Consider the following 14,520-nt stretch of genomic DNA (forward strand, 5'->3'; position numbering starts at 1 on the left):
CGGGGGGCGGAGAGGGCTGACGAGGAGGGAGGAGGAGTTTGGGAGGGGCAGCTATTCCTTTCGAAGGCTCGTCCATTCCAAGCGAATGGATTCTGCTACGCGAAGCACGAGCGTCGCCGCGCTGCCAGCGTATGAGAAGGTACAGGTCAGCGATTTGTCCGCAATTTTCATCGCTCGAGCCCCCTCGTGGACAACGGTGATGAGCGGCAAGTCCGCTACTTGGAGCGTCGTCTGGACCGACTGCTCGAAAATGTTGAAGGAGAAACGCAGCCTGACGTTGCGAGCATCGACGACCTCGTAGCACCAGTACCCGTCGTCGACCGATCGCTCGATAGGCTCCGTGCCGAAGAGCTCCAAGAGCTCGATCTCGTCTGGAACTGAAAACGCTTCACCGACCATCAGGGTCCTCCGAACGGAATTGCTGTGGTAAATCTGAGCCCGCCGCCCTCGAGCACCTGCCACGTCGACTCAAACTTCACGAAGCCACCGGGCCCTGCAAAGAGCGACTCGCGCACCTGAAAAGCCCCATATTGATTCTTGAAGGTCCTGACGATGTTCGAGGAATCTTTTACCGCGCTTTCGAAGTGCGATTTAAGGAGGGCCTGTCCCTCTGCGGTATTATAAACGCCGATCCGCGCCATCTGCCCTGCATTCTGTGCGGTCCGCGCAACATTGTGCGTGTTCCCACCTGCCTCGCCAAAGAGATAGCGGAACTTGGCCTGATCGACTACGCCCCGTGAGGCCTTCAGCGTAATCGCCGTCATGACCACCACGGTTACGACATCCAATCCCGCTCGCCCGATGCCGACGTAATCTCCTTTCTCGTGTGCCTCGCCAAGCTGTATCACGCCAATACTTGCGCCGTAAAGCGGATTTGCTTGGTTCAGGTCGTCAATGACGCGAACGCCCGCTCCATCGAAGCTCCCGCTTCCTGGTTTGGCCGTTGCACCCCCCGACGCGCCCGCCCCGACGAAATTGAAGAAAAGTCCCACGGCCAATTCCGGCCCAAGCTCGATCGCGCGTTCGCCCACGCCAACCATGACCTGCTCGGCCGGCGAGAAATGGCTCATGACAAGCTTTTCGGGCGACGATGGCGCAGGATCCGCCCCGGCCGGCCCATACTCCACGACCCATTGCTGAGGCGGCGCTGTCGCCGGGCGCTCCCGTGACCATTGCATGAGCCACGTCTTTTGATGGTCCTGGACCAATTGCGCCTGTTCGGGCGTGACATACCCCGGCGTGCCCGCACCTTGCAGCAATACGCTATGCGCTTCTGCATCGTAGCCACTCGGATCCGTAAACACGAGCGGCCGGTTGAACGTGTACGAGTACGGATTCTGCGTTTGCGCGTCGAGCAAGTCCGCAATGATGGGATCCGTCTGCAAAAAACGCGCAATGTGCGGATCGTAAATGCGTCCTTTGGCATTGACGAGGCCGACGTCGTCATCCCATTCGTGCCACGTAAAACCTCGGCGTGTGGACACGTTCTGCGACGGCGAGCCACTACCTCCCCATTTCGGATCGCGCGGCGCGCCCCATACATCAAAGCTGCGCCGGTCGATTTCTTGGCCGCCCGCATCCGTAATGACGTCGACCGAGCCCAAGTGCTCCACATGGACATAGCGCCACGCATGGCCCGATTGCAAGCGCTCGACGACAGCGATCACGCGCTCGTCGTTGTGCACGTAGAAGCGGTCGGTAACGACGTTGCCATTCGTTTCACGCTCGTACACATCGCCCAGGTAAACCGTTTCCAATTCGCCACGAATGCGCCGCACACGCTCGCCTGATGCGTTGTATTCGAACGTCGTCGGTGCGCCGCCCGCCTTGGGGATGTATTGCCGCGGCAAATCAAAGTCGGTGTACGTGATCGTCTCGTTGGGTCGCTCGATTTGATTGCCGACGGCATCGTACCCGAATTGAAGCGACCCCGCGCTCTTGACGGCATGCGGATGCAATGGATCGGCTGCATACATGCCCACGTCGGACTTGTACGTGACGTTTCCCGTGGGCCCGTAATGGACATCGACGTCGCACGGCAAATCCGCATCGAAACACATGCCTGCATTCGGACACGTATCCACGCGCGAGCCTGTGACGCGGTTCAAGGCATCGTGGCCGAATCGCTCGATCTTGCCTTGGCGAGCATCGAGCCGGTTTTTCACGTTGAGCTGCGCGTCGTATTCGTAACGCAAGCTTTGTAGCGTCTTGCCATCCGCCATCGTAAAGATGGTCTCCAATACCTGCGCCTCGTCCGAATACACTCGCTCGGTCGCTGCGCCATTGCCGAACGTTTCGAACATCGTTTGCCCGGCCGCGTTGACCACATCGAGCGACCAGACGACCTGGGTGCGGTCGGCGCCATTGTGAATGCGCACGAGCGTCCCTGTCGAGTCGTATTGCCGCAGCACGCTGAATCCATTGGGATACGCGATCTGCGCAATGCGGCCATATGCGTCGTACGTCCGCGATTGCTCGAAGGTGCGCCCGTCGGCAAGGCGTAACATCGTCGCTATCGGTCGCGACAGCGTGTCGTACGCGTATTCCTCGATATGCCCATCCGCGCCCGTCGTGCGCGCAAACAATCCCACGCCGTGCAGCGCCGTGTCGTATTCGTACGCCGACACGTTGAGCCCCTCGGATCGCTTCACCACGCGACCCAGCGCATCGCGCTCGAATGCGTAATGCCGCCCTGCCGCATCGTGCAGCTTGACGACCTCGTCAAACCCATTGTGCTCGAGAATCGTTTTGCCCCGGTCGGGATCGTCTTCGAAAATGGTGCGCCCGTAATCGTCCTGCTTCGTTTCGCGTTTCGTGCCATCGGGCAATTCGACGCGGCGCAATTCATTGAAGGGACCGTGTACGTGTCGCGTGATGCCCTGCTTGGCGTCCGTGACCTCGATGGGCCTGCCGAGCGGATCGGCTTTCATCGATTTTGCAATCGTTGGTATCCCCGCGGGACCAGGTTCAATCGTGGTCACCTTGTCATGGTCGTACGTGCGCGTTATCGGTGCGCCCCAGGGTGTCATCGTTTTCGTCAAGCGCCCTGCGTTGTCGTATTCGAAGGTCGAGCCTTTCAGCTCCGCAATGGCGTCACCGTCAATGCGCGGAATGCTTTGCCATTCGAGCCGTCCGAGAAAGTCGTATCGCTTGTCCTGAACAATCCACACGCTTTTGCCGAATGCGGAGATGCCCACGGTATCCACATCCGGCCCGCGAACACGCATTTGCATGGGCCGCTCGAACGAATCGAATACAGTTTCACGCGCACCGTGCCCCGGCGTCGATCTTTTGGTATGCGTCGTCCACACGCCCTTCTTGACGCGCTCGGCTGAAAACGTCGTGACGAGTCCATCGGGCGCATGCTCCTCAACCGTGCGTCCGAAGCCATCGAGCCGCCATTTTGTGACGAGCCCATTGGCATCACGCATCGAAAACGGAACACCAAGCCCGTGGTGGTAATGCATGTACGACGTGTGCCCGGCGGCATTACGCACGGCCCACGGAAACGTGCCCGTGGGCTCGTAGGTGACGCATTCTTCGCGATGGTTGCCAAAATCGTCTTCGGCAATCGCATTGATCACGTTGCCGTATTGATCGCGAATCAAATACGTGACGAGGTGCGCGGTCGTGTCGTTGGGCGCTCGGTCGATGCGAAACACCTCGCCGAGGGCATTGTGTTTCATGGTCGTCGTGCGGCATCGTGTTTCACCAAGCGCCGTGCTGCACGTGGAGTCCTGCTCGACGAGTCCAATGAGCCATGTTGCTGGGTCGTTCTTCACGATGCGAGTCGACGCATTCAGCACATCGACACCATCGCTGCCCGATCGCCATTGAAGCACATTGCCATAGTCATCGACATCATCGACGATGGTCCACGAGCGCTCCAAGACGTCAGCGCCTTCCTTGCGCAGCTTCTCCGTGCTGCGCGTCGCAACGAAATACGTTTTCCCCGCATTCGTGGACACGACTTCATACTTGGCGCTCGTCCTCGTTTCGAGCGTCGTCGTTGGAAGCGGTGTCGTCGAGCGTGTTTCCGAAGGAATCCCCGCAAAGGGGAATGTCTTGAACGTCGGATCAAACGTCACGTTATCAAAACGCCGACGCGTTGCGATGCCGGTATCGACGTCACGCGTCTCAACTTCGGCAAAACCCAAGAAGCCGCGTCCGTGCCGATGCGCGCGTCCGTCGCGGTAATGCATCGAGAAACGTCGTGCCTTGTTTTGTCCATTGTTCAGCGTGTACGCGGAAACGACCGGCAAACCACCCATGACACACGTTCGCGGATAAACACAGGTATTCGCCGCATCAGCGTGCGCGATGTACGTGAGCGAATCGAGCTGCCAAGGAAACGCATGCGCCGCCCCATCCACGAGGTTGCCGTATTCGAATGTGACATCCGGCAAGAAGCCCGGATCGCCTGGGTCCAGCGGATTGTGACCCGTCGTCACGGACGTCAGCACGTTGTGCTCGCTTTGGTTCGCGAAAACGAACATTTGATCGGACACCATTGGATGCACGATGTCCGTCAACGCGTCGCCATTGACGTCTGCCGTTCGGATGAGGTATTGCGGCGCGACGTCGTATTCGTCCGGATGCTCGAAAGGAACGTCCGTAAATGAGACTTTGGCCTGTTCGCCGACGCGCCCGCTCTCGAAGACCACGTAACACGCATATGCATCGGTCGTCGTGCATGCGCCTACGACGGGTATCACGAGATCATCGCGATGGTCGCCGGAATAATCGAAAACGCGTGCGAACGGCGAATAGTCAAATGTGTTGACATCGCCGTCGATGGGGTCGTACGGCCACATGAAATCCAGGTATTCGTCGCGCCCTTCGTTGATCGCCACGAAAGGCTTTACGGTCGTGCCGCGTGGACCCGCGAAGAGCACATCTGGATAGCCGTCGCCGTTCAGATCCGGAAACAAAACCCGCAATGCATGCCATTCACCATCCATTTGCTCCGCGTGAACATGCGTGAGCGGAAACGTGATCATGTTTGCGACAGGATCGTCGGCGATGTCGAGCCCCAGCACGTTTGGCACCATAGCGGAAAGGCTTTGGCTTTCCCAATGGAGCGTCGGCACATTCAATTGATGCGTCCAGAAATGCCCATCCTTGCCGACCGTGACCAATTCGGTTTGTCCGTCGGCATTCCAATCGACGGTGCCAAAGAACCGATTCATGGTCCAGCACGAAACCCCGTCGAGCGATTCGATGTGCCGTTCGGTTTTCTCGAAGCCGGCAGCTCCACCAGGTCCGCCATTCGGTCGCCACAAATGAGCGCTCCACCGAGCAAGCGACGGTTTGCAATCTTCAAACGGATTGCACGGTTGTCAGGCACGTATTCCGATTTGCCGTACCACGTGCGCAAATCGTGGCAGGTAATGAGGTCGTTCATTCCGTCAGCATTCAAATCGGCGACAGCCAATCCTGAATGGCTGTCGATCGTGAACTCGGATGCTCGATGTTGGCTCGTGCGCGGGATGCCCGTCGCGACCAGCTCGAAATGCGGTGACGGATTCGCCACGGAACGAAGCACGCGGAACGTGTTCCACGCGGCACCGTCAGGCTGATCGATGAGCACGTCGACTCTTCCATCGCCATTTTCATCAACGGGAACGATTCGCCATGTCTTGGTAAAACCTTTTGGATATGCGATGCTGGCCCATTCCACGGGCACACCAAAATTTCCATGACCGTCGTTCTCGTGCACGAACCACCGATTCATTCCGGAATCGGGATCCGTCGTGGATGTCACGATGTCGACCGCGCCATCCCCTGTCACGTCGGCGACCGTATACGAAAATTGCTCGTCTTCGCTTTTCAACGGCACGTGCGCCGGCGTCGCGTGCGACGCGAATCCTTTTGTATTTGCCTTCTTCCAATCAAATCGCGTGGCCGGTTTGCATTGCGCAAGGTCCCCCTTTGCGCATTCGTCGACCTTTACGAGCAACGCTTCGTTCGTCGCTTGGTCCTCGTCGTACGTGAATTGGTTGGACCGAACGAGCTCGCCATTTTTCCGCATGTCGATCCGCACGAGGCGCATCCTTCGAGAAACCTCTTCGCCCTCGTAAAAGAGTTTTCCGTATCGATCGTCGTCATCGTAATGAAACTCGACGCTCGCATTGCCGAGCGTCTCCGTGCCATTTGCATCGATGAAACCGGTGTAGCGGATTTCTTGAATGACCTGCTCGCGCGTCGCCGCATGGTTCGTGTTGCCATGGTCCGCGAAATACGCATACCGAATCGTATTGCCCCGCCGGTCCATTTCCAGCTCTTTGCTCCACGCGCGTGTGACGCCCTGACGCCAGCGCACGCGAGTATTGGTGCTCTTGCCATAATGCACGATGTTTCCATTCGGCAAATACGCAACGAAATACGTCGGGTCGAAGGCGCTTGCAGATGGTGCACCATAACCGATAATTTTGGTGTGCGAATCAATGGCCGTTCGGTATTCGGCAAAAATGCCAACGGAATCCTTGCCTTCGTTGATTTGAACAAGCCTTGCGCCATTGATACAGAAGTGATCGCCTGCATTTAGCTGGACGCCTCGAATCGATCCATCCTGCGCAAGATTGGATCCGCAGCGATGAACGGAAGACAGCCCCGACAAGACAAATCCCTTGCCAAGAATGCCGCTCGACGCGTGACTATCGTAAGCGATACCGAGCGCTGGAGCCCATCGAGACGGCGGGAGCGTCAAACGAATCGAAACCTGCGCGCTGCCTGTAGACGATACCGAAAATGCGCCATCGATCGCTCCAATGTTCGACGCATTCGCCATGTCGAGTGGCGCCATGTCGGGGAATGCATGGTCGCCTGCATACGATGGGCAAACGAGCGATGGCGTGAGCGCTTCGTCAATGGGCAGCGGAATGCCTGCGCCACCTATGCCGGGAGGACCTTCGTCGCTACCACATGAAAAGGATGCAAGCGCGCCGAGCAAAATGAAGCCCGCACGAGAAATGGTGCCCATGACCAAAGCCCTCCGGCGGGCAGGTTACGTCAAACGGACATGAGGCGTCGACGAAAAAACGCACGGTTATCGGACATTGTTTGTCCCAGCAACCGCGCCTCGAACAACGCGGTGCTTGGCGGCGTCGCGTAACCTCATCAATCGGCGCGAGCGGCAGGATGCATTCGCATTACGCGTCCTTGCGACGGGGTGAATCCGACCGCTATGGCCTGCGCTGGATTGAAATGCATGACGTTGTCGGGGCCGGTGTCGTCGAGCTGATCGGTGAGGCCGTCTTCTTCGATTGCGTGATACAGGCCGAGATAGTGGCCGACCTCGTGCGCAAGGACGCGCGCCTGTGCACGGACGGGGATGTCAATGGGGCCCGCGCCTTGCGCGAAACAATCGATGCCAGGTAAAAATACCGCATTGGCGGGCCCGGCGCCGCCCGGAGTCCTCGGCGTGAATCCGTTGACCGCGCTGGGCGGGCCAAAGATCGGGTCGTCGTAAAGCAAGCATCCACCAAAAACGACATCAATGGTGGTCTCTGCATTGGGCGGCGCGTCTGCGAGAATCGTAGCCAGGGCTGCGTGGTCGCCCGCGTGAAAATGGGTCTCCGTGGACAGCGCGCCGAGTGCGCGTGTTCCGACGAGCCGCGGCGTGATGCCTCCCGAAGCGAGCTCCTGCCCAAGGTGCGTGACCAGCTCCTGCTGGCGGTCCTCGTCGCCCAACAGGATCGAGCTCTCTGCAATGAGGAAGCGCAGATCGATCGAGGCATGCTCGGGGACCGTCTCGATGGGCTGCACCGCAACGTGAAGCGTCGGGCGGTCTTCTGGCGCGGTGAGCGGCGTCAAGGTCATGCAGTCGACCTGGCCGAAGCGGAGCGAGAGGCCCGTTTCCGGCTCGAAACGCGAAAGGACCGTTGGAAGGATGAACACGCCTGCCTCGACGGCGACCGACGTACGCAGCTCGCAGTCGCGGCAAACCGCACCTGCGCTGCGCGCTTGGACCACGGCGCGCCCTTCGCCGTCGACGACCGAACTGAGCTGGAAGCACACGCCGGGCGCTGTGGTGGCGCGTACGGCGAGGGCAGCGCAGGGCTCCCGCACGGGGAGCTCCACGCTGCCAGTCTCGCCGTCGCTGGCGAACTGCGTTGCGCCGACGTCGACCCAGGCCGACGTGAACGGGCCGCTCTCGCCGTTCACGTCGGCCGGGTCACCCTGAAAATGCGGCGAACACCCGGTGAGCAGCGCCGTCAGCGCGACGCTGGCGAACGCCGCACGCGGGATCATCGCAGCGCCGCCGCAGGCACGAAGGTGCCGATTTGCTGCATCAACCGAGCGCTCGTTTCGCGGTGGAAGTGCGCTACGAGCACGCTGCGCGCTTCGGGACGCGTGCGCGACGCAGCTCCGAGCCACGCGATGATCGCAGCTCGCTCCGGGATGGATGTGCTGGCCGCGAGCTTGTCCGACATGAGCGCGACCGCGTCGGCCGTGGGCTCGCCGCGCAAAGCCCCGACGATGGCAGCGCTGACGGCTGGATCGGTCTCCTCGCGGAGCCGGTCGAGCAGGCGCGGGGCCGCGTCGACGGGATCCAAGCGTCCCAGCGCTTCGGCCGCGTGCTGCCGCGTCGAAGCGCTCTCCGCGGCGAGGTGCGTTTCGAGCTCGTCGGCGAAGGCTGCATCACCGCTGTTGCCCATCGCATCCAGGACGACGTTGGTCGCGCTGTCGTCCACGGCGGCAGCGAGCTCCTTGTCGAGCGAGGCGCGGACGTACGCCTTGACCTCGTCGTCGTGGCCGCTTCGCCGCGCCATGCTGCCCAGGCCGAGCAAGCTGACGTTGGCGACCATGTCGTCGCGGTCGTTCTGCGCTCGCGCAAGCAGCAGCTCGGCCGTGCCCCGCGTGGGCTCGCCGATGTCCGACAGCGCCGATGCAGCCCGGGCGCGGTCGACGGCGCGGAAGGCCGAATCCGCGAGCACGCCCGAAAGGGCGTCGCGCGCGGCCTCCGTGCCCGACAGCTCGAGCGCCAGGAAGAGCGCGGGCCGAGCCGCGTCGTCGATGGTCCCCGCCTTCAACGCGGCGACCAGCCGACGGGCCGCCTCGGGATGCGCCTTCAACCATGCGGCAAGCTCGCGCGCCGCCGCGTAGCTCGGGTCCCCGGTGGTGCCGCCGAAGTGCCCGAGGAACGCCCGCAGCGCTTCTTCGTAGGACATCCGCGCCACCTGCGCATCGACGTGTTGCCCGCGTTCCACCTCGAGAGCGAACGCATCGCGAAAGTCGGCCTCACCCGGCGTCATCGCGCGTACCGCGACGAACCGCGCGTCGTCGCGCACCAGCCGAAAGCGCTGCAGCAGGTCCGCTTGCACCTGGCCCTGCACGCGGATCTGGACCCGCTCGACGCCCGACGTCAGCGTCACCCACCGCGGATCGTCGCGCTCGAAGCTCGCAGTGGCCTCCGAGCTGACCACCACCACCGACAGCCCCATCGCCTCGGCACTCGCCTTCCCGTCGTATGCGGCCTTGCGCCGCTGGACGCGCAATGCCGAGCCTTGCACGCCGGACGCCATTTCGTAGCGCGCCTCGAACGGGCCCATCCCGTCCGACTGGGACGCGCTCCAGCGCTTCGTCTCACCCGTGGCGGGCAGCACGAACTCGTGCGTCAGCAGCATCGTTTGCACGAACTGGCGCCGACGAGCGTCCCAGCCGCGAGCAAAGCCGAAGCCCACGAACCGGCACGACGCGTCCACGTCGACGAAGAACGGGTCCGTGAGCGGCCCCTTCACTTGCTCCTCCGGCAGCGTCAGCGATTGGCCATGCGAAACCCCGCTCAGCCCGGCGCGGACACGCCAGCGCGTCGCCGAAAGCTGCTCCGTGACCTCCCAGCTCAGCGCTGCTCGCAGGTGGTCCTCTTCGTCGCCGCGCACGTCGCGAACCGTGGACTCGAGCGAAAACGCCGCTGTCTCGCCAACATCGAACCGGCATTGCGGCGCCACCGGCGCTGCTGGCGTGGCCGCTCGAGCAAGCGCCTGCGGCTCCCCGCCACGCAGGCCGAACGTGGCCACGATTACGGCGACCGCACCGAGCGTCGCGGCGAGAGCGACCTTTTTCGTGCGAATGACGTTTGCCATGGCGCTCATTGCAGCTCCTCGAACGAAGCCATCGAATGGCTCAGAAGCCGCGTCTCGATGCTGGGCGACGAGAAGCTGAACAGGTTCACCTTCAGGCTCTTCGCAAAGCGACGGAAGCCAACCTTGCCGATGATGTACACGTCGCCCGAAATCGGCTCGAACGACATGTCCCAGGTCACGTCGCCGCGGACGAGCAGCTTTTCATCGCTCGTGAGCCCCCAGCCCAGGGTCGTGTCGAGCGGGAAGCTCGTGGTGATGAAGCGGAGATCAGCGACCACCGCTGCTTTCACGATTTTCAAGTCGATGCCGCCCTCGATGTTGCCGGTCAGGCCGAAGTTCGGCGACGTGACGCGTGTCATCCGGCCGCACGCGGTGATGGAGTCGCTCGACTTCAGCAGCGCCTGACAAGCCGCGTTGTCCGCCAGCACCTCCAGCGTGTCCTCCACTTCGATGCCGATGGCGCCGCCGACGCCAATCTTGAAGCCAACGCTCACGGGCCCAAAGCCGAAGCCGAGGCTCCCGATCGTGAAGGACTTCGCAGCACTGAAGTCTTCGGTGTGGACGATCTTCGCCTCTTGCTGTTTCGAGACGCCGAAGATCCGCACGCCGAACGCATCGACTCCCAGCTCGAACGACGCCGCGGCAGGGTTGACGCCGACGCTCGCATCGGCGAACGCGCGCGCCAGCGTCAGCTCGAAGCTTTTCCCGAGCTTGCCGTTCAGCTCCACCTTGCCCTCGGTCCGGCTGAACGAGCCGCTCAGGTCGAGGCGGTTCTGGGTCGACATGTTGCTCTCGATCCGAATCCGATCTCCGCCCAGCTTGCGCTCGAACTCCTTGTCGAAGCTCCGAGAGGACGCGGCCGAAGCGGCCGACGCCTCGCGCACGAGCACCACCTCGAGCTCACGGCAATCGTCCAGGTTGCCGTCACCTGCGTTGCCGCCCTGAGGGAACTCCGCATTGAAGCAGCCGCGGATGACAAAATCGTTCTGGTTTGCCCACATGCCTCCGGGCGACACGGCGGTGAGGGTCGCACCTTCGAGGAAAAGCTCGTGCACCACGTCGTTGGCCGTGCCGGGCACGACCCTGTCGACGACCACCTCGGCCACCTTGTTCGCCGGATTGGCGGGATCCCTGATCGTCAGGGGCAGTTGCGTCATGCTGTCGGCCGCCGATCTGATGGTGTACGACACCACAGCCTTGCCCGGCAGAGCCGTGGTGGCCGCCAGGGCTGCGGCATCGAGCCCGAACTTCAGGTCTTCTTCGATGGTCGGGACCGCATTGGCGAGCTCTGGCGGAATCAGCGCAGGATCCGCGGCCGAAACGTACGGGTCTCGCCCATTGACGACGAACCGCGACTGGACCACCAGCGTGGGGTCGGCGTCGGCGGGTCCGTCGGGGCCGACGTGCTCGCTCGACTGGAACGGCAAGACAGCCACGGAAGACGTCGAGCTCAGCGCATAACGCACGTCGATGAGCGCTCCCGCGGCACCCGTGGGGGTCGGCTCGATATTGATGGCGTGCACACAGCCGCGCTTGGGGTCTGCGTTGTCCAGCGAAGCGCGGCAAAGCTGGTTCAGCGCATCGCCTTTGTGCGCCTCTGAAAACACGACGCTCGGCGCATCGAGGTTGGATGCGAGCTCGGCGGCGAGCTCTGGGCCGCCATCGAAGTCCACTTGCAGGTTCACTTCGCCATTTTTTTCGGCGAGCGCGGCGCACAGCGTGGTGGGCCAAATGAAGGTATCGACGATTTGTTCGGTCCCATTGCCGATCACCTCCACGTTGACGGCGCTCGATGCGCAGCCGACGGGGTTTGCCGGGTCGCTCGGATTGGCTTCGACGAACGAAAACGTGACGGCGACGTTTCGAGTGCCGGGTTTTGCGGGGTCGACGCTATCTGCGGTGATGCCGAACGTGATGGGGACTCGATTGTTGACATAAACCGGCTTCGTCAGGTCGTATTTGACATCGAGGTGGGTGAGGCGCACCTGCCGGATGGCGGCAGAAACGCACTGTCCATCGTGCTCGACGCCGCCGTCTTCACACATGGCTGCTTCTTGGCAGGCGGTTGCGAGGAGTGAAAGAGCAAGGAAGAAGGAGGGGCGAAAGTGCATGGGACCTCAATATGGCCAAGGTTTCGTGTAACGACGCTTGCGAGCGATACGCGCTCGCCATCGACACGTTGGAAGCTAATGCATGTTGCCCATACGCGCGTCTTACTCGGTCTTAAGCGTCCTCGGCGCGATCTTACCCGCGAGCATCCGATGCGATGGTCTTCAACCACGCTTGCTTCGCGGCATGGAACCGTGACATCCTCCAAACCACCTTTCGGGATTGATATTCGTCGGGGCGCAGCGATGCAAACGGCTCATTCGGTACGAGCGGCAGCTTCTCTCATGGTATGGGCATCGCTCGTCGCTTGTGAACGAAACCAGCCCGAGCCATTGCCGACGGCGCCTTCCGTGGCTCCCGCAATTCCCCAAACCAGTGCGTCGGCAGCGAATGCAGAGCCCGAACCTGCACGTTCCGCAACACCGACCAAAGATTGCCCCAAGCTCGACGTCGCGACAAAACTCGTCTCGACGGATCCATCGACCTATCGACTGATTTTCGATGAGGCGGCATTACAGTGTTTGTCGGATGCCGAGCGCGCGGCCGTAGCGTATGTATCGGCAACGCTCGGCAGCGATTGTGAATGGGAATCGGGCACCGATCTAGCCGATCCCAGACACATGAATTGCAAATTGACGACGGCGCTTGGACTTGGGCCGCAATGCGAAGAAAAGCACAAGGGATTGGTGAGCGAGTTTTGGGGAAATGAAATGCCGGCGCAATGCGCGAAGGTGCCCATGACTGCGTTTGCTCAGACGGCGCTTTCGTCGCTTTCCATGCAGCACCAAGGCGAGCTGATCACGGTAGCGTACGAAGCCGTGACGACGACGGGCCCGATGGGCGAAGCATGGAGGTGGTCCGAAGTCATTGAATTTCGGAATGCGGAAGCGCGCGCCTTGAAGATCGTCACGCGGAAAAAAGAGCGGAAGAAGTAGGACGGCCGAAACCGCGGTCGGCTGTCATCGTTTCGATTTCTTGGCGCGTGTTTTCGTGGCCTTCACGATTGGCGAGGGTGCACTCTTCGATGACTGTTGCAACCAAGCAGTGTAGGCGCGGTCGAGTGCTGCGAGGAGTGCCTTGTCGTTGCTACCCGTCGCGCCGCCTTGGGAAAAACTCGCCACGTATTCGAGGGTGCCTTTTCGATGCACGCGCCCATCGTCGCCGCAAAACAGGTGCAAATCGTAGACGTGTTGCCCTTGGGCGTCGAGCACGTCGAATAGTTCGAGTAGCTCGGCACCATTCGGACCGTCGTTCTCAGCTTGGTGGAGGAGCACGTCGAGTTGTGCGCGAAGCAATTCGTCGACCTGGTCGAGTGGTGGCATCGGGCGTGCGCGAAAGTGGAGGTCGAGCGGAGACTCGTTGCTGCGGAGTGTCATGATTCGAGCTTACACGAAATGGCCTAGCAACATGAACTGCATATGCTGAGTAACGAGCTTGGATTTCATTCGTGACCACGTCGTCGCCCAAGCCGCAGGGGCCCCCGAGAGCGACCCCATTCATACGGCAGTTGCCGCATTCCTCAAAAAGGTTTTCCCTATTGGCGTCCATGCCATTACGACATTGCCCTATGTCGAAGAGCTCGAAGCCGTGGGTGCCATCGTCCGCTCGTTTGCAGATGAGCTTGCGCCAGCGGTTCAAGAACTGAGCCTGCAACGACATGCCACGCGTCTGGCGAATCTCGCTGCGGATTACCGAAAAGCACTCGAAGCGCCGCCGCCATCGCTGCTCGATTGGGGACGTATTCGCGCTGCCCGCGCCGAAGGCCAGGGCCTATTGCTCGAAACCGTCGCCATCATCCTCGGAAAACGTCACGGTCGCTCGGCCGACGCCACCGCTGCCCGCCTGCAATGGCTCGGGCCCATTCTTCAGCAAAACGCCGCCATTGGCGCGTCCTTCAAAGGTCGCCGCACACCCACGGACGTCAATCCCGACACCGGCGAAGAATTGCCTGTGACGCCCGACACCACATCGCCCTGACCCTCGACCCCCACGAAATCACATCCCGCCCCACCTTCCGCCAGCCTCGACCCCCAGCGAACCGGATCCTCCATCCGCTCGCGTCCCCCTCGATGCGCATGCCGGCGGATGATCCATGTCTTTGTGCGAGGGTCGACCCCGACGACGAGTGACCCAGCATCCCATGGGCTGAGCCTCGACCCCCAGCAAGGCACACCATGCACCCCACTGGCCGAGCCTCGATCCTGGGCGGACCCTGTGGTGGGTCTGATTTGCCGAGGGTCGATGTGGGGGCTCGGCACGGTGATCATCGGCAAAGGCCATGTAGACGGGAGTACCATCTGGGCCGCAAAGGCGCGGATTTGAA

The 14,520-nt window shown here is 61.5% G+C and carries 10 protein-coding genes; 3 read left to right on the forward strand and 7 right to left on the reverse strand.

Going from position 1 to position 14,520, the window contains the following annotated elements:
* Window positions 1–51 precede the first annotated feature (51 nt).
* From IPM54_19025 to IPM54_19050, 6 genes are all read right to left on the reverse strand, one after another.
* Complete coding sequence (locus IPM54_19025) at window positions 52–399, reverse strand: hypothetical protein (GenBank protein MBK9261883.1); 348 nt, start codon at window positions 397–399, stop codon at window positions 52–54.
* Window positions 399–5,282, reverse strand: coding sequence for an RHS repeat-associated core domain-containing protein (locus tag IPM54_19030; GenBank protein MBK9261884.1), 4,884 nt, complete (start codon window positions 5,280–5,282; stop codon window positions 399–401). Before IPM54_19030 ends, IPM54_19025 begins: the two co-directional genes overlap by 1 nt.
* The gene (locus tag IPM54_19035) at window positions 5,186–6,982 is read right to left on the reverse strand and encodes a VCBS repeat-containing protein (protein ID MBK9261885.1); all 1,797 of its coding nucleotides are present in this window, start codon (window positions 6,980–6,982) and stop codon (window positions 5,186–5,188) included. The genes IPM54_19030 and IPM54_19035 overlap by 97 nt, the downstream gene beginning before the upstream one ends.
* A 137-nt stretch (window positions 6,983–7,119) precedes the next feature.
* Window positions 7,120–8,253: a hypothetical protein gene (locus tag IPM54_19040; GenBank protein MBK9261886.1), complete on the reverse strand. Its 1,134-nt coding sequence runs from the start codon at window positions 8,251–8,253 to the stop codon at window positions 7,120–7,122.
* Window positions 8,250–10,097 carry a hypothetical protein gene (locus IPM54_19045; GenBank protein MBK9261887.1) on the reverse strand — a complete coding sequence of 616 codons (1,848 nt, stop codon included), beginning with the start codon at window positions 10,095–10,097 and terminating at the stop codon, window positions 8,250–8,252. The genes IPM54_19040 and IPM54_19045 overlap by 4 nt, the downstream gene beginning before the upstream one ends.
* Window positions 10,094–11,866, reverse strand: coding sequence for a hypothetical protein (locus tag IPM54_19050; GenBank protein ID MBK9261888.1), 1,773 nt, complete (start codon window positions 11,864–11,866; stop codon window positions 10,094–10,096). The genes IPM54_19045 and IPM54_19050 overlap by 4 nt, the downstream gene beginning before the upstream one ends.
* On the opposite strand from IPM54_19050, the gene IPM54_19055 reads away from it, so the two are divergent.
* The gene (locus IPM54_19055) at window positions 11,850–12,026 is read left to right on the forward strand and encodes a hypothetical protein (GenBank protein ID MBK9261889.1); all 177 of its coding nucleotides are present in this window, start codon (window positions 11,850–11,852) and stop codon (window positions 12,024–12,026) included. The two genes, IPM54_19050 and IPM54_19055, sit on opposite strands and share 17 nt — an antisense overlap.
* A gap of 365 nt (window positions 12,027–12,391) precedes the next feature.
* Window positions 12,392–13,132 (forward strand): hypothetical protein, encoded by a 741-nt coding sequence (locus IPM54_19060; GenBank protein ID MBK9261890.1) that lies wholly within the window; start codon window positions 12,392–12,394, stop codon window positions 13,130–13,132.
* A gap of 24 nt (window positions 13,133–13,156) precedes the next feature.
* On the opposite strand, the gene IPM54_19065 is transcribed toward IPM54_19060, so the two are convergent.
* Entirely contained in the window at window positions 13,157–13,573 is a 417-nt protein-coding gene (locus tag IPM54_19065) for a hypothetical protein (GenBank protein ID MBK9261891.1), read from the reverse strand.
* A 58-nt stretch (window positions 13,574–13,631) separates the two neighbouring features.
* Between IPM54_19065 and IPM54_19070 the strand changes: the two genes are divergently transcribed.
* Window positions 13,632–14,174, forward strand: coding sequence for a hypothetical protein (locus IPM54_19070; GenBank protein ID MBK9261892.1), 543 nt, complete (start codon window positions 13,632–13,634; stop codon window positions 14,172–14,174).
* The last annotated feature ends 346 nt before the right edge of the window (window positions 14,175–14,520 follow it).

It is taken from the genome of Polyangiaceae bacterium, from assembly GCA_016715885.1.
In the GTDB taxonomy this organism is placed as follows: domain Bacteria; phylum Myxococcota_A; class Polyangia; order Polyangiales; family Polyangiaceae; genus Polyangium.